The organism is Photobacterium kasasachensis (assembly GCF_050336885.1).
In the GTDB taxonomy this organism is placed as follows: domain Bacteria; phylum Pseudomonadota; class Gammaproteobacteria; order Enterobacterales; family Vibrionaceae; genus Photobacterium; species Photobacterium kasasachensis.
The window spans coordinates 75,405-92,373 of record NZ_JAKJSH010000009.1 but is presented as its reverse complement, the minus strand read 5'-3'; the positions used below and the strand labels follow the sequence as shown (position 1 = coordinate 92,373).

At 53.9% G+C, this 16,969-nt stretch carries 12 protein-coding genes; 7 read left to right on the top strand and 5 right to left on the bottom strand.

Translation table 11 applies throughout. The annotated features are described in order from the left end of the window. Nucleotides 1-52 precede the first annotated feature (52 nt). From L4D19_RS13905 to metF, 3 genes are all read left to right on the top strand, one after another. On the top strand, nt 53-1,222 hold the full coding sequence (locus L4D19_RS13905) for an O-succinylhomoserine (thiol)-lyase (RefSeq protein WP_428452950.1): 1,170 nt from the start codon (nt 53-55) through the stop codon (nt 1,220-1,222). Continuing rightward, nucleotides 1,219-3,651: a bifunctional aspartate kinase/homoserine dehydrogenase II gene (locus tag L4D19_RS13900; protein ID WP_428452949.1), complete on the top strand. Its 2,433-nt coding sequence runs from the start codon at nt 1,219-1,221 to the stop codon at nt 3,649-3,651. Before L4D19_RS13905 ends, L4D19_RS13900 begins: the two co-directional genes overlap by 4 nt. Before the next feature lie 308 nt (nt 3,652-3,959). After that, nucleotides 3,960-4,862 (top strand): methylenetetrahydrofolate reductase, encoded by a 903-nt coding sequence (metF, locus tag L4D19_RS13895; RefSeq protein ID WP_428452948.1) that lies wholly within the window; start codon nt 3,960-3,962, stop codon nt 4,860-4,862. An 84-nt stretch (nt 4,863-4,946) separates the two neighbouring features. Here metF and L4D19_RS13890 read toward each other — a convergent pair whose 3' ends face one another. Together L4D19_RS13890 and ppc are read right to left on the bottom strand one after the other, a co-directional pair. After that, nucleotides 4,947-5,516 carry a PadR family transcriptional regulator gene (locus L4D19_RS13890; protein ID WP_075762972.1) on the bottom strand — a complete coding sequence of 190 codons (570 nt, stop codon included), beginning with the start codon at nt 5,514-5,516 and terminating at the stop codon, nt 4,947-4,949. Between the two features lie 463 nt (nt 5,517-5,979). Then, nucleotides 5,980-8,610 (bottom strand): phosphoenolpyruvate carboxylase, encoded by a 2,631-nt coding sequence (ppc, locus tag L4D19_RS13885; protein ID WP_428452947.1) that lies wholly within the window; start codon nt 8,608-8,610, stop codon nt 5,980-5,982. Between the two features lie 597 nt (nt 8,611-9,207). On the opposite strand from ppc, the gene argC reads away from it, so the two are divergent. The 4 genes from argC (at nt 9,208) to argH (ending at nt 14,244) form a co-directional block, all read left to right on the top strand. Then, the gene (gene argC / locus L4D19_RS13880; protein ID WP_428452946.1) at nt 9,208-10,221 is read left to right on the top strand and encodes an N-acetyl-gamma-glutamyl-phosphate reductase; all 1,014 of its coding nucleotides are present in this window, start codon (nt 9,208-9,210) and stop codon (nt 10,219-10,221) included. Nucleotides 10,222-10,232: 11 nt separating this feature from the next. Beyond that, nucleotides 10,233-11,012, top strand: coding sequence for an acetylglutamate kinase (gene argB / locus L4D19_RS13875; RefSeq protein WP_075762969.1), 780 nt, complete (start codon nt 10,233-10,235; stop codon nt 11,010-11,012). Between the two features lie 93 nt (nt 11,013-11,105). Continuing rightward, complete coding sequence (locus L4D19_RS13870) at nt 11,106-12,320, top strand: argininosuccinate synthase (protein ID WP_428452945.1); 1,215 nt, start codon at nt 11,106-11,108, stop codon at nt 12,318-12,320. Nucleotides 12,321-12,366: 46 nt separating this feature from the next. After that, nucleotides 12,367-14,244, top strand: coding sequence for an argininosuccinate lyase (gene argH / locus L4D19_RS13865; protein WP_428452944.1), 1,878 nt, complete (start codon nt 12,367-12,369; stop codon nt 14,242-14,244). A 65-nt stretch (nt 14,245-14,309) separates the two neighbouring features. Here argH and L4D19_RS13860 read toward each other — a convergent pair whose 3' ends face one another. The 3 genes from L4D19_RS13860 to L4D19_RS13850 form a co-directional block, all read right to left on the bottom strand. Beyond that, nucleotides 14,310-14,621: a DUF3624 domain-containing protein gene (locus tag L4D19_RS13860; RefSeq protein ID WP_428452943.1), complete on the bottom strand. Its 312-nt coding sequence runs from the start codon at nt 14,619-14,621 to the stop codon at nt 14,310-14,312. Nucleotides 14,622-14,678: 57 nt separating this feature from the next. Next, nucleotides 14,679-16,130 carry a dihydrolipoyl dehydrogenase gene (locus L4D19_RS13855; protein WP_428452942.1) on the bottom strand — a complete coding sequence of 484 codons (1,452 nt, stop codon included), beginning with the start codon at nt 16,128-16,130 and terminating at the stop codon, nt 14,679-14,681. A 90-nt stretch (nt 16,131-16,220) separates the two neighbouring features. Beyond that, nucleotides 16,221-16,949 carry a glutathione peroxidase gene (locus tag L4D19_RS13850; RefSeq protein ID WP_428452941.1) on the bottom strand — a complete coding sequence of 243 codons (729 nt, stop codon included), beginning with the start codon at nt 16,947-16,949 and terminating at the stop codon, nt 16,221-16,223. Nucleotides 16,950-16,969: the final 20 nt, after the last annotated feature.

Below are 16,969 nucleotides of genomic sequence, written 5' to 3'. Positions count from 1 at the left end.
TTGATTAAAAGTTATTCGAATGCAGGGCTTGCCCCAGACAAGGAAAGTAAATATGAGTGACAAGAAGCTTGCCACCGTTGCCGTACGTACCGGTATTGAATCAGACACGCAGCATAATGCTGTCGTTCCGCCAATTTACCTGACTTCTACCTATAGCTTCCCACAGCTGGGTGACCTTCCTCAATATGATTATTCACGTTCCGGCAACCCGACTCGAAATATGCTTGCAGATGCCTTGTCTGAGCTCGAGGGCGGAGCTGGCGGCGTGGTCACCAGTTGCGGGACGGCAGCGATCAATTTGCTGGTTTCTGCCCTGCTGGGGCCGGATGATTTGGTGATAGCCCCTCATGACTGCTATGGCGGCACCTACCGCTTGTTTAATACCCGGGCCGGTAAAGGTGACTTTAAGGTTGAGTTTATCGATCAGTCCGATCCGGATGTATTGGCGGCAGCACTGGCCAGGAAGCCTAAGCTGGTTTGGGTAGAAACCCCGTCTAACCCGCTGCTTCGGGTGGTGGATGTCGCCGAACTGTGTGAACAAAGCAAGCAGGTCGGTGCGTTGGTGGCGGTCGATAACACTTTCTTGTCACCTATCCTGCAGCAACCTATCGCGCTGGGTGCCGACTTTGTTGTCCACTCGACCACGAAATATATCAACGGTCATTCCGATGTGGTCGGTGGGGTGCTGATTTCCAAAGAGGCCGAGCAGGCCGAGAATATTGCCTGGTGGGCCAACTGTATCGGGGCGACCGGGGCGCCGTTTGATGCTTATTTGACCTTGCGTGGATTACGTACGCTGGCACCACGAATGAAAATGCACGAGGAAAACAGTGCGCAAGTGCTGGCCTACCTGCAGACCCAGCCGCTGGTCGGCCAGATCTATCATCCGAGCCAGCCTGATCACCCTGGTCATGATATTGCCGTCAAGCAGCAAAAAGGATTCGGCTCGATGCTCAGTTTCGAGCTGGCAGGAAGTTACCGTCAGCTTGAAGTGTTTGTCTCTGCATTGACGTGTTTTTCGCTGGCGGAATCGCTGGGAGGGACGGAAAGTCTGATTGCCCATCCGGCAAGCATGACGCACCGTGCCATGTCTGACGAGGCGCAGGTCGAAGCCGGGATCAAGCCGTCGCTGCTACGCTTGTCGGTGGGACTTGAAGATCCAAGCGATCTGATTGCCGATTTGGAACAGGCCTTCAAGCAAGCGGCGGAGGTAACTGAATGAGCCAGCCTGTAAACAGACAGACAGCCCTGCGGCAGTTACATAAGTTCGGCGGCAGTAGCCTTGCTGATCCTGATTGTTATCGTCGGGTGGTGACGATTTTGCAAGAGCACTCCGGCAGTGATGATTTGATTGTGGTGTCGGCCGCCGGAAAAACAACCAACCGCCTGATTGCCTGGGTCGAACTGCTGGGTAAGGATGGCCGTCAGGCCCACGAGGCCCTGCAAGAACTACGTGCCTTCCAGCAGCAGTTGATCACCGAGCTAGTAACAGGTTCGGTGGCAGATGAATTGCAGACTCAGCTACATTTTGAACTTAGCGAGCTGGCCCGGTTGGGCGAGTCAAAGCTCGACGAAGCAGCGATCGCAGCAATTTTGGGGCATGGTGAATTGTGGTCGGCACGTTTACTGTCCGCCTTGCTGGTACAAAATGGCTTGTCATCCGGACATCTTGACTCGCGAGAGTTTCTACGGGCGGAGCGCTCGGCCCAGCCGGAAGTGGATCGGGCCCAGTCGTGGCCGCTGCTTAAGGCGCAGCTGGCCCAGCATAGTCAGCACCGTATCGTGATCACCGGCTTTATGGCCCGTAACCAGAAAGGTGAAACCGTATTGCTGGGGCGCAATGGCTCGGACTATTCGGCGACCATCATTGGCGCGTTGGCTGAAGTTTCGAGAGTCACAATCTGGAGTGACGTTGCCGGAGTATACAGTGCCGATCCGCGTAAGGTCGGGGATGCCTGCCTGCTGCCTTTGCTGCGGTTGGATGAGGCCAGCGAGCTTGCGAGGCTGGCGGCACCGGTGCTTCACAGCCGGACATTACAGCCTGTTGCCCAGAGTTCGATTGACCTCACATTGCGCTGTAGCCACCAGCCCGAGTCGGGATCGACACGGGTAGAGCGGGTACTGGCATCGGGGCGCGGGGCCAAGATCATTACCTCGCTCGATGATGTCTGTCTGATTGAGCTGGACGTGGCTCGCTCTCATGATTTTGAGCCTATTTTGGGTGAGCTGGAGCGAACCCTGCAGCGGGCCCAGCTACTGCCATTGGCCCAGAGTGTCGAGGCCGATCAGGGACGTATTCTGCTCGCGTATACCGGTGAGGTCGTCAACAATGTATTGGGCCTGCTGCAAGACAGCGGTATTACCGCGGAGCTTCGTCTGCGGGATGGCTTCTCGGTGGTGGCCGCTGTCGGAGCCGGGGTGGTCAACAACGCCGTCCACTGCTACGGGTTTTATCATCAGCTAAAGAATCAGCCTGTTGAGTTCACGACCGAGCCGGACTCGGGGTTGAGCCTGGTGGCTGTGCTTAGAAAGATTGATACGGCCCCGCTGGTTGCGCAGATCCACCAGAGCCTGTTCCAAGCACAAAAGCGGATTGGTCTGGTACTGTGTGGCAAAGGTAATATCGGCAGCCGCTGGCTGGAGCTGTTTGACCGTGAAAAGGTGCAGCTGGAGAAACGCCATGGCATGAGCTTTACCCTGGTGGGGGTGGCCGATAGCTGCCGCCACTGGATTGACTTCCAGGGGATTGAACCGACCCGGGCACTGACAGCTTTTGATGACGAAGCGGTTGATTATGCCGAAGGCGAGCTGCTGAATGTGCTGGCTGCACACCCTTATGATGATGTGATGGTACTGGATGTGACAGCCAGCGCCGAGTTGGCTGCCAAATACCCGCAGATTGCCGAAAGCGGCCTGCATCTGATTTCCGCCAACAAGGTTGCCGGTTCTGCCTCGGGAGAGGACTATCATGCCGTGCAGGATGCGTTTGCCAAGAGCAGCCGTCATTGGTTGTATAACGCGACGGTAGGGGCCGGCCTGCCGGTCAACCATACGGTGCGGGACTTGCGTGAAAGTGGTGATGATATTATTGCCCTGTCGGGGATTTTCTCTGGCACGCTGTCATGGCTGTTCCAGCAGTTCGACGGTTCGCTGCCTTTCTCCCAGCTGATAGAACAGGCCTGGCAACAGGGGCTGACAGAGCCCGATCCTCGTCATGATCTCGATGGCAGCGATGTGATGCGCAAGCTGGTGATTCTGGCCCGTGAGTCCGGGCTGGACTTGGAGCCGGAGCAGGTCAAGGTGGAATCCCTGGTACCCGAGGAACTGGCTCCGCTGACACTGGACGGCTTTTTCGAGCAGGCTGGCGTGTTGGACGAGCTGCTCAATGAGCGGCTGGTCAAGGCGCAGAAGGAAGGCAAGGTATTGCGCTATGTGGCTCGTTTGGACAAAAACGGCAAGGCCGGTGTCGGAGTCGAAGCTCTGCCGCAGGAGCATGCACTGGCTAACCTGCTGCCTTGTGACAATATCTTTGCCATCGAAAGCCGCTGGTACCGGGATAACCCGCTGGTGATCCGTGGACCGGGTGCCGGTCGGGATGTGACTGCCGGGGCATTGCTGTCTGACATTAACCGGTTGGCAGCGATGTTATAGCTGCTTTTGCAGACAAAGATCGCCTAAGGAAATGCTGGTGTGGTCGAAGGTCTCGCCAAGAAAGCCTCTTATAGTATGAATCGCTAGTTTGTTGTGAAAAGCCCGCATCTTGCGGGCTTTTGCTTATTAGTGCGATGTTCGCTATGTTGAAGATCGTGCAAGATCAACTTGAGAAATATTCATGTTCACTTTGTTGACATTAAATTGGTTACAAGACATTCTGTAGACATATAGACGTCTAAACGGTTATTTAATGGCGTCACCATTTTAGGGAGCAGGCCCGGGGCCGGAACAGAAAGGAATAGACTATGGGGTATTCACACGCAAGTCACTTGGATTCGCTTAACCAGAACATCGCCGATCTTAACGGTGATATCAACGTTTCGTTTGAGTTCTTCCCACCAAGCAGCGAGCAGATGGAACAGACCCTGTGGAATTCTATTCACCGTTTGAAAACCCTCAAGCCGAAGTTTGTTTCTGTGACCTATGGTGCCAATTCCGGTGAACGGGATCGCACCCACTCCATCATTAAAGATATTAAAGAGCAAACCGGCCTGGTGGCGGCACCTCACCTGACCTGCATTGACGCTACCCGCGATGAGCTCCGCACCATTGCCCGTGACTACTGGAATAACGGTATCCGCGATATCGTGGCACTGCGTGGTGATTTGCCGGAGAAAGGCGTCAAGCCCGATATGTATGCCGCTGACCTGGTCGAACTGCTGCGAAAGGAAGCTGACTTTGATATTTCGGTAGCGGCCTATCCGGAGGTGCATCCCGAGGCAAAGAGTGCCCAGTCGGATTTGATTAATCTAAAGCGCAAGGTTGATGCCGGAGCGAGCCGGGCAATCACTCAGTTCTTCTTCGATGTCGAAAGCTACCTGCGTTTCCGTGACCGCTGTGTCGCTGCCGGGATTGATGTGGAAATTGTACCGGGCATCCTGCCGGTTTCCAACATGGTTCAGGCCAAACGCTTTGCCCTGGCAAACAATGTGAAGATCCCGGGCTGGCTGGAGAAGCAGTATCAGGGACTGGATGACGACCTGCTGAGCCGCCAGATGGTCGGTGCCAGCAATGCGATTGACATGGTGCGAGTACTGAGCCGCGAAGGGGTCAAGGATTTCCACTTCTATACCCTGAACCGTGCAGAGCTGACGTATGCTATCTGCCATACGCTTGGCGTTCGTGCCGAGGCCGGTGTCCAGGCGTAAGCAAGCTTTCCTTCCTGTACTGATAGCCATTAAAAAAGCCGCTTTATTAGCGGCTTTTTTCGATAATGGGATAAGGGTGCCAAGTTAGCCGTTAAGGGCTACCTTGCTGTCTGCACTGTCCATGTCCTTCAGCTCAACCAGTACTTCTTCAGCCCAGTCAATCCACGCCTGACGGTTGTGGATCCCACGGCGAAGCGTTAGACGATCAAGGCGTGCCTGACGGTCCATGTTCTTGTAGTCACCGAAATGGACTTTCTCCAGTTCGTGGTAGTGGTTCATCAGCGTGTGAGACTCTTCAATCAGCCCTTCCAGCTGCTGTTGCATCGGCACAGAATTGTGCACGCCACAAACCAGTAGCTTGGCAGAGAACTCATCGCGGATGGTTGGGTTGCGAGCAGGCTCCTGGAACCACTCAAACAGTGCCTGACGGCCCAGATCAGTGATGGAGTATACTTTACGATCCGGCTTGCCTTCCTGCGGTTCCAGTTTGCAGGTAACCTGATCGTTGGTTGCCATTTTGTTTAGCTCTCGGTAAACCTGCTGGTGGCTTGCCTTCCAGAAGTAGCCGATGCTGTGGGAAAATTCTTTTGTTATATCGTAACCGGTTGCGTCGCGGTTGCTCAGCACGGTCAAAATTACGTGTGGTAGTGACATCTCTTCTATCCGTTAAAATACTACAAATAAAAAACAATCAGACCGACGTTACCCTTCGCTCTTTGGCGTTTGTTATAATCGTCTTGTTGCAGTGCCTGATCGAGATCACGTAGCATACACATCAATGTGATCTTTATCGACACCAGAAGGTGATAATAACCATTTTGGGCAGCGTCCAATTGTTCATCTTGTGATGTTTGTCTATATCTTAAGGTTTCCGATGCACTGCAATATATTGTGATTCATCCATGTTCACAGTGCATGTGATTACTTTAGACTATGCGACTAGTTACATTACGTCTCATTATTGAGTCACTGTAATAAAAAAAGTGTGTAAAAGGTATAAATGGCATATCGGGCCTGATCAGGCTGAGGCGAAGGATTGGGTTTTGATGAGATCAGAAAAACAAAGGCCTCCACGCGGGAGGCCTTAATGTAGCACTTAGATGTTCGGGCAATCAGGTTAGCCTGTGTTGCGCATGCCTGTCGCGATACCGGCGATGGTTACCATCAGTGCCTCTTCCAGCATCGGAGATGGCTCATCTTGCTGACGGGTACGGTACAGCAGCTCGGCCTGAAGCATATTCAGCGGCTCAACATAGATGTTACGCAGGCGGATAGCCTCTGCACCCCATGGGTCCTGTTCCATCAGGTGAGCACTGTTCTCGACATTCAGAACGGCCTTGATGTCTTCCTGCAGCTGATCGCGCAGTTTCTGACCCATAGGCCATAGTGACTTGTCAGTCAGGCGCTGATCATAGTACTCGGCAATCCCGATGTTGGTTTTGGTAAATACCATTTCCAGCATGCCAAGGCGGGTCGAGAAGAATGGCCACTCGCGACACATATCTTCCAGCTGTTGGGCATGACCCTTATCAATCGAGAACTGAATCGCCTCACCGGCACCGAGCCAGGCTGGCAGTAGCAGACGGTTCTGACTCCATGCAAAAATCCACGGAATGGCACGCAGGCTCTCTACGCCGCCTTTCGGGTTACGCTTGGCCGGACGTGAGCCCAGCGGCAGTTTGCCCAGTTCCAGCTCCGGCGTGGCCGCGCGGAAGTACGGGACGAACTCTTCGTTGCCGCGTACCACGTTGCGGTAGGCTTCGCAGGAAACTTCAGACAGCACATCCATCAGCTCACGCCAGTCTTGCTTCGGCGCTGGTGGCGGTAGCAGGTTGGCTTCCAGAATCGCACTGGTGTACAGGCTCAGGCTGTTGACGGCAACTTCCGGCAGGCCGAGCTTGAAGCGGATCATCTCACCCTGCTCGGTAACGCGCAGGCCACCTTTCAGGCTGCGTGGCGGCTGTGACAGCAGTGCAGCGTGTGCAGGCGCACCACCGCGGCCGATAGAACCGCCACGGCCGTGGAACAGGGTCAGTTCGACACCGGCTTCTTCACAGACATCAACCAGGGCTTCCATCGCGCGGTACTGGGCCCAGCCAGCCGCCATCACACCGGCATCTTTGGCCGAGTCGGAGTAGCCGATCATGACCATCTGGAAATTCTGGATAAAGCCACGGTACCAGTCGATACTCAGTAGCTGCTTGATGACCGATTCGGCATTGTTGAGATCGTCCAGAGTTTCGAACAGCGGACAGACATCCATTCTGAACGGACAACCTGCTTCTTTCAGCAGTAGGTGGACAGCCAGAACATCTGAGGCAGTACGGGCCATGGAAATCACATAGGCACCCAGGGCTTCACGTGGCTGCTCGGCAATCGCCTTACAGGTTTCGATCACTTCCTGGACATCAGGTGAAGGCTGCCAGTCACGAGGCAGGAGCGGGCGTTTGGAGGCCAGCTCGCGCACAAGGAAGGCGACCTTGTCCTGCTCGCTCCACTGATCGTAGTCGCCGAGGCCCAGGTGACGGGTCAGCTCGGAAATAACATCAGAGTGGCGGGTACTTTCCTGGCGGATATCCAGACGTACCAGGTGGACGCCGAAGCACTTGATGCGGCGCAGCACATCCAGCAGCAGGCCGTCGGCAATGATGCCCATGCCGCATTCGTGCAGCGACTGGTAACAGGCATAAAGCGGATCCCATAACTGGTCGACATGCTCGATAATGCCGAAGTTAGGCACGCTCAGGCCTTTAATCTGAGCGTCGAGCACGTCACGGGTATTGGTGAGCTTGGCACGCAGATCCTTGAGGATGGCACGGTAAGGTTCGTGTTCGTCCCCGGCCAGCTCGCGTACCTGGTCGTTGCATTTGACCATCGACAGCTCGCTGACCAGCTCCTGAATGTCGCTCAGGTACAGATCGGCGGCTTTCCAGCGAGACAGTAGCATGACTTCGCGGGTGACCGACGAGGTCACAAACGGGTTGCCGTCACGGTCACCACCCATCCAGGAGGAGAATTTCACCGGCGAGGCATCAATCGGCAGACCTTCGCCTAGGTGGGTTGTTAGCTTTTCGTCGAACTGGCGCAGGAATTCCGGTACGGCCTGCCACAGGGAGTTTTCGACAACGGCAAAGCCCCATTTGGCCTCGTCAAGCGGGGTCGGGCGCTGCTGGCGGATCACATCAGAGTGCCACGCCTGGGCGATTAGCTGCTCGAGGCGCTGTTCGACACGCTGGCGCTCGCTTGGAGACAGCTCGCTCAGCTCCAGCTTGGAGAGGCATTTGTTGATCTGCACCAGCTTGTGGATCATGGTACGGCGGGCAATTTCGGTAGGGTGCGCCGTCAGTACCAGTTCGATGTTCAGATCTCGTACTGCCTGAATAGAATCAAACTGGCTGATATCACTGTTGCTGAGTTTGCCAAACAGGGTATCGATAGAGTCCGGGCTGCAGATGTGTTCTTCGCAGTGGCGGGATACCGTGTGATACTGCTCGGCAATGTTGGTTAGGTTTAGGAACTGGCTAAAGGCACGAGCTACCGGCAGTAGTTCGTCATCAGGCAGGTTTTGCAACTCATCGATCAGTTTCTCACGATCATCCTGATTTCCTGCGCGGGCAGATTTAGATAACTTACGTATGGCTTCCACTTTATCTAGCAATGGCTCGCCATGCGCATCTTTAATGGTATTACCCAGCAGGTGGCCGAGCATACTGACGTTACTTCTTAACGCGCTGTACTTTTCGTTCATATCGCATCCATCTCGTAATTTTGTTACATCCAAATCGCAATTGCGTTAGTGACAATCTATCCGTGATCCCACTTTCAGGTCAACTTTGATTACATTTAGCCGCCATAAATTGAAGCTAGATTGATATTTGTCATGATATGAAATCCAGTATGTAACAAATTTTCGTAAAAATGGGTCATAAGACACGCATTTAGTGTGCTATCTGCGCCGTATAGTGTGCTCTCTGCGCATAGTGCTATAACTTTCGTCGCTTAGCGGGTATTAGATCTGACAATTCTAATTAACATTTTTTTTATTCCTGCTGTTGACAGGCCAAGGATTAATCGGTAAACATATAAATGCAATCAAGATGAATAAAAATTTAGCTATTTATTGATGCCAATCTCGACGCAAAGTGTCAGCGCAAAGAATAGCTAAAGATGCTGAATGTAGGAAGTTATTAACATGAACCAGGCGACTATTCACAATCTGAATTCCCTCCGACGACGCTAAGTCTCACCGCCTGGTGCGCTCGTGCACCCCTTCATCCGCTGTATCTGCAGCATAGTTTCAAACACCAAGTATTAACTACTTAATGCATTAAAAACGGAATTTCATATGTTGAACACCTTCATTATCGGTGCCAGCGGTTATACCGGCGCAGAGCTGGCGAAAATGGTGCACACCCATCCACAATTGAATCTGGCGGGCTTGTTTGTATCGGCCAACAGCCTTGATGCCAACAAGCCTCTCAGCGAGCTGCATGGACAGCTCAAAGGAATTGTCGACCTGCCGCTTCAGCCTTTGACAGACCCTGATGCGGTTGCTGCCAAGGCAGATATCGTCCTGCTGGCCACGGCCCATGAGGTTAGCCACGACTTGGCAACGATTTTTCTCTCCAAAGGCTGTCAGGTGTTTGATTTGTCTGGCGCGTTTCGGGTGCAAGGCGATGACTTCTATACCCAGTACTACGGTTTCGAACATCAGCATCAGCATTGGCTTGAGAAGGCGGTTTATGGCTTGGCCGAGTGGAACAGCGAGGCGATAAAGCAGGCGCAGCTTGTGGCCGTACCGGGCTGCTACCCAACGGCATCGCAGCTGGCGCTGAAACCGCTTCTGGAAGCTAATCTTATAGATAAAGACCAATGGCCTGTTATCAACGCGGTGAGCGGTGTTTCCGGCGCAGGCCGTAAAGCCACTATGGTCAACAGCTTCTGCGAGGTCAGCCTGCAGGCCTATGGCATCTTCGGACATCGACATCAGCCGGAGATTGCAACACACCTTGGCTGCGATGTGATTTTCACCCCGCACCTTGGCAATTTCAAGCGCGGGATCCTGGCAACGATTACGGCCAAGTTGGCCGCGGGCGTTGATGCCGGGAAAGTGGCCGAGGTTATGCAGCAAGCCTATCAGGGCACCAATACCCAACATGCCGTCAGGCTGCTGGGCGAGCAAACGGCGAGTATTCAGGATGTTGTTAACACTTGCTTCTGCGATATTGGCTGGAAGGTACAGGGTCAACACATAATTTTAACATCGGCAATTGATAATTTATTGAAAGGTGCTTCATCCCAAGCGATGCAGTGCATAAATATTCGAAACGGTTTCCCGCAATTAACGGCGTTGGTTTAGGAGGTAGCACCATGAGTCAGGTCCCTTTGGTAATTAAGTTAGGTGGTGCTGTGCTGTCATGCACGGACACGCTGGAAAAACTGTTCGGTGCGATCAGCCATTATCAGGAAAAAGCCCAGCGACCACTATTACTGGTTCACGGCGGCGGTTATCTGGTTGACGACCTGATGGAAAAACTGCAGCACGAGACTGTAAAGAAAGAAGGCCTGCGGGTGACCCCGAAAGAGCATATTCCCTTCATTGCCGGCGCGCTGGCCGGTACGGCCAACAAAGTTTTGCAGGGACAGGCGATTAAATCAGGCGTAGCTGCTGTGGGCCTGAGCCTTGCCGATGGCGGCCTGTGCCAGATCACTGAGCTGGACCCGGAGCTGGGTTCAGTCGGCAAGGCTGCCCCGGGCAATAGCGAACTGGTGAAGTTGATTATGGCCTCTGGCTATTTGCCGATTGTCAGCTCGATTGGCCTTGATGGTGATGGCGAACTGATGAACGTCAATGCCGATCAGGCGGCGGTTGCGGTGGCGGCGGCGCTGGATGCTGAACTGGTTCTGCTGTCGGATGTCAGCGGCGTGCTGGACGGCAAAGGGCGGCTGATTGCCAGCCTGACTGAAAACGAAGCCGAGGCGCTGATCACCCAGGCCGTGATCACCGATGGCATGGTCGTCAAGGTACGGGCTGCTTTCGAAGCTGCGAAAGCACTGGGACGGCCGATTGAAGTGGCGACCTGGCGTTACCCGGACAAGCTGGAAGCCTTGTTCGATGGCCAGAGTATCGGCACCAAGTTCTCGGTGTAAGCCGGACTGAAACAGAATTTATTTGATTAGAACACCCATTATATTAAAACGCCTGAGCGGTATGACCGTCGAGCAGGCAAGCAGGAGAGCATTATGAGCAAGGTAACTAAAGTAGTATTGGCCTATTCCGGCGGTCTGGACACATCAGCGATTATTCCATGGCTGAAAGAAAACTATGACTGTGAAGTTGTGGCGTTTGTGGCCGATGTCGGCCAGGGTGAGGCAGAGCTGGAAGGGATTGAAGAGAAGGCATTGGCCTCGGGAGCATCTTCTTGCTTCATTGCTGACCTTAAGGACGAAATGGTCGCTGACTATATCTACCCGAGCCTTAAGACCGGTGCTATCTACGAAGGCAAGTACCTGCTGGGTACTTCAATGGCACGTCCGATTATCGCCAAGGCACAGGTTGAATGTGCACTGGAAGTCGGTGCTGATGCCGTCTGCCACGGCTGTACCGGTAAAGGTAATGACCAGGTACGTTTTGAAAGTGCCTATGCGGCCCTGGCACCACAGCTGACAGTGATTGCGCCTTGGCGTGAGTGGGATCTGCGTAGCCGTGAGGCTCTGCTGGACTATCTGGCCGAGCGTGACATCCCATGTACGGCGTCACTGGAAAAAATCTACTCGCGTGATGCCAATGCCTGGCATATTTCGACTGAGGGCGGGGTACTGGAAGATACCTGGAACCAGCCTAACGAGCTGTGCTGGGTCTGGACCAAAGATCCTGAAGATGCGCCAGAAAAACCAGAAACCGTGTCAATCCTGATTGATAAAGGTGAAATTGTTGCGGTTGACGGCGAAGCGATGTCACCACTCAACGTTCTGACCTACCTCAACGAGAAAGGTGCCGAGCATGGCGTCGGCCGTATCGACATCGTCGAGAACCGTCTGGTGGGGATGAAATCCCGTGGCTGCTACGAAACTCCGGGTGGCACGATTATGAACGAGGCACTGCGTGCAGTTGAACAGCTGGTTCTCGAAAAGGAATCGTTTGAGTTCCGTGAGTCTATCGGCCTGAAAGCCTCGCACCTTATCTATGACGGTCGTTGGTTTACCCCGCTTTGCAAATCACTGCTGGCAGCTGCCGATGAGCTTGCTCAGGATGTGAGCGGTGAAGTTGTGGTGAAACTCTATAAGGGGCAAGCTACAGTTGTTCAGAAGCGCTCGTTAAACAGCCTGTACTCGGAAGAATTTGCCACCTTTGGTGAAGATGAGGTTTATGACCACAGCCATGCTGAAGGCTTTATCCGCCTGTACTCGCTGGCCAGCCGTATTCGTGCGTTAAACGAACAAAAGAAAAATAAATAATTCAAAGCAATGAGCAAGTCGAGTAGCGAAGCATAGGAGAAGTACCATGGCACTATGGGGCGGACGTTTTAGTCAGGCAGCTGACACACGGTTCAAGCAGTTCAACGATTCACTACGTTTTGATTACCGTTTGGCGGAGCAAGACATCGTTGGTTCTATTGCATGGTCAAAGGCACTGCGTCAGGTGAATGTCCTGACGGACGAAGAGCAGCAGCGGCTCGAGCTGGCGCTGAACGAGCTTAAGCTGGCGGTGATGGAAGATCCGGAGCAAATCCTGCGCTCTGATGCCGAGGACATTCACAGCTGGGTTGAGCAGCAATTGATCAGCAAGGTGGGGGATCTGGGTAAGAAACTGCACACCGGTCGTTCGCGTAACGATCAGGTTGCGACGGATCTGAAGCTATGGTGTCGTCAGCAGGGCCAGCAGCTACTGTTGATGCTCGATAAGCTGCAGAACCAGTTGGTCTCGGTCGCCCGTGACCATCAGGGGACGGTATTGCCTGGCTATACCCATTTGCAGCGGGCCCAGCCGGTGACGTTTGCCCACTGGTGTCTGGCCTATGTGGAAATGTTCGAACGTGATCATTCGCGGCTTCACGATGCGCTTAATCGTCTTGATACCTGTCCGCTGGGTTCGGGGGCGCTGGCCGGTACGGCCTATCCGATTGACCGCGAGGAGCTGGCTCATAGCCTGGGTTTCCACCGGGCAACCCGTAACAGCCTTGACTCGGTGTCGGATCGTGACCACGTGATGGAGCTGTTGTCGACGGCCTCTATTTCGATGCTGCACCTGTCACGGATGGCGGAAGACTTGATCTTCTATAACTCCGGCGAATCGAACTTTATCGAGCTGGCGGATACCGTGACCTCGGGCTCGTCTTTGATGCCGCAGAAGAAAAACCCGGATGCGCTGGAGCTGATCCGGGGTAAATGTGGCCGGGTATACGGTTCGATGGCTGGCATGATGATGACGGTGAAGGCATTGCCGCTGGCCTACAACAAAGACATGCAGGAAGACAAGGAAGGTTTGTTTGATGCCCTTGATAGCTGGCATGACTGTATGGAAATGGCAGCGCTATGTTTTGACGGTATCAAGGTCAACAAAGATCGTACCCTCGAGGCGGCGATGCAGGGCTACTCGAATGCTACCGAGCTGGCCGACTACCTGGTTGCCAAAGGTATCCCGTTCCGTGAAGCGCACCATATTGTCGGGGTGGCGGTGGTAGCGGCTATCGACAAAGGCTGCGCACTGGAAGAGCTGTCACTGGCCGAAATGAAAGCCTTCTCCGAGGTGATAGACGAAGATGTGTATCCAATCCTGACGATTGATTCGTGTCTGGATAAGCGTTGTGCTCTTGGCGGGGTTGCGCCAAACCAGGTCGATTACGCGATTGGCCAGGCCGAGAAGCGTCTTGAGAAGCGATACTCGCCGGGTGTGAAGGTACGGGGAGCACGTCTGACCGACCTTGATGCCATTGAGGGCATGGTTGTCTACTGGGCTGGACTGGGTGAGAACCTGCCACGGATGCGCAATGAACTGGTGCGTGATATCGGCTCGTTCGCCGTGGCCGAACACCACGGAACCGTGACGGGATGTGCATCGCTGTATGTCTACGACTCCGGATTGGCAGAAATTCGCTCACTGGGTGTAGAGGCCGGCTGGCAGCAGCAGGGCCAGGGTAAGGCGATTGTCGAACATTTGATTGAGAAAGCCGGTCAGATGGCGATCAAGAAGGTCTTTGTTCTGACGCGTGTGCCTGAGTTCTTTATGAAGCAAGGCTTTATCCCGACATCTAAGTCGTTGTTGCCGGAAAAAGTGATGAAAGACTGTGATCGTTGCCCGCGTCAGCATGCCTGTGACGAAGTCGCGCTGGAAGTGCGTCTGGATCAGGAGCAGGCGATTCCGACAGTAAATGTCGCGTAACGGCTAGCTCGCTATTCGAATGTAAAAAATCCGGCCGCAGGCGTTATCCTGCAGGCCGGATTTTTTCATGGCGATTGTTGCTGGCGCGCGCTCTTGTTGGTCTTTTTTAGCCACAACATGAAGGCGACTACCCAATGGGCGATCAGCAGCAGGCTGAAGGCGGTGGCGGCAAAAAGAAGGGTAATGGACTCCACGATGGTAGGGGTAGGCAGGTAGAAGTAATACCAGGCGCCCCAACTGATCACGCTCAGTACTGACAGCTGAACCATACATTGGCGGCATCGCCCGAGCTTTTGTTTGAATACTTGCGCCGCTTGGCAGCTACGACAACCCATGATGTCATCCGAATTGCTTTGACAGAAAATAGGATTGTACATGAAAAAAGCCCTCCGGATGGAGGGCGGATCGGTAGTGCAGGAGAGTTGTTGTGTTGATTAACAGCCTGGGCCACAGTCCAGACAGTGCTTGATCATTTCCGGACCCAGGTGCAGTTTGGCATTGAGGTCACGCAGTGCGGTGCGAACCCCTTCTTCGATTACCGGGTGATAGAAAGGCATGTCTAGCATTTCTGCCACGGTCATCTTGTTTTGGTGTGCCCAAGCCAGCAGGTGCGCCAGATGCTCGGCATTCGGGCCCATCATTTCGGCCCCTAGGAAGCGGCCGGTACCGTGTTCGCCGTAGACATGCAGCATCCCTTTGTTGCGCAGCATGACACGGGAACGGCCCTGATTTTCAAACGACACCTCACCGGTTTCGAAACAGCCACAGTTACCAAGACGTGTAGTAATTTCCTTGTAGGTTTCGCCGACCATTGCAATTTGCGGATCAGAGAAGACTGCCGAGATTTTCGAGCGGCGCAATCCGGCACGAATATCCGGGAAGCGGCCGGCGTTGTCACCGGCAATACGCCCCTGGTCAGCCGCCTCGTGTAATAGCGGAAGTTGGTTGCTGGCATCTCCGGCGATAAAAATATTCTCGGCCGACGTCTGCAGGGTAAAGTGATCGGCTACCGGTACACCACGTTCATCCAGTTCCAGCGAAGTATTCTCAATCGCCAGCTTATCGACATTCGGGCGGCGGCCTGTGGCAGCCAGGACATAGTCGACAGTGATCACTTTGAATTCGCCGTCTTTATCCAGGTACTGGATCTCGACAGCATCACCAATACGTTTCATGCTCTCGAGCCTGACATCGGCATCGAGGTAGAACTCTTCGTTGAAGGCCTTATCGGCATAGGCCATAACCGCAGGGTCGGTGAGTGGACCCACCTGGCCACCAAGTCCAAACATGACAACCTCTACACCGAGGCGTTTCAGAGCCTGGCCCAGTTCTAGGCCGATAACGCCGGGGCCGAATACCGCAACCGAACTTGGCAGATCGTCCCAGTTGAACACATCATCATTGATGATCAGGCGATCACCCAGCTCGTTCCATACTGCCGGATAGGCAGGGCGGGAGCCCGTTGCCACCACAATACGCTTGGCGGTGATTTGGGTATGATCGTCGACGGTCAGGGTGTTGTTGTCGATGAACTTGGCATAGCCGGAAATCTTGTCTTGTGACGGGATTTCGTCGACCCCTTCCAGAACAAAGCCGACAAAGCGGTCGCGCTCGCGTTTGACACGGTCCATGACTTCACGGCCGTTAATGACGATTTCGCCTTGCGGATGGACACCAAATGCCGGTGCTTTTTCGATCTGGTGAACGCTTTCTGCAGCAGCAATCAGCAGTTTAGATGGCATGCAACCAACGCGGGCACAGGTTGTGCCGTAAGGACCGCCTTCAATCATTACTACGCTATCGGTATGGGCCTTGGCTGCGCGGTATGCGCCCAGGCCTGCGGTGCCACCACCGATGACTGCAACATCAACATTCAGGGTTTTCATTATTGCTCTCTCCACTCAAATCTTGCCAGTTTTCGGCTTTATTTGTAACGGTGGGGCATCACGCCCCACCTTGTTATTGCGTTGGCCGATTTAGCCCAGGAATGCTTCTAGTTCTTCGCTGCCGCCGATGTGCTTGCCGCCGATAAATACCTGAGGCACGGTGCTGCGACCGGAAACTGCACGCAGGCTGACAGTGGTTGCATCCTTGCCCAGGATAACTTCTTCATATTGCAGTCCCTTGTCGATAAGGTTCTGCTTTGCCTTGGCACAGAACGGACAGCCAGGCTTGGTAAATACAGTGATTGACTCTTGCAGTTTGTGCTCGGGAGCGACGTACTGAAGCATGGTGTCGGCGTCAGAAACTTTGAACGGGTCGCCCGGCTCTTCGTTTTCGATGAACATTTTTTCTACCACGCCGTTTTTCACCAGCATGCTGTAGCGCCATGAGCGAGGACCGAAACCAAGTTCCTCCTTGTCGACCAGCATACCCATACCTTTTGAGAACTCGCCGTTGCCGTCTGGGATGAAGGTGATGTTTTCTGCTTCCTGATCAGCCTTCCAAGCGTTCATAACAAAGGTATCGTTGACCGATACACACAGGATGTCGTCGACACCGTGTTCGGCAAGAACTGAAGCCAGTTCGTTGTAGCGAGGCAGGTGGCTTGAAGAACACGTTGGAGTGAAGGCGCCTGGCAGGCTGAATACCACAACTGTCTTGTTGGCAAAAAGTTCGTTGGTTGTCAGGTCAACCCACTGGTCTCCCTGGCGGGTGTGGAAGGTAACCTGTGGGACTGCCTGGCCTTCTTTTGATGCGAACATAATATTTTCCTCAATAATTC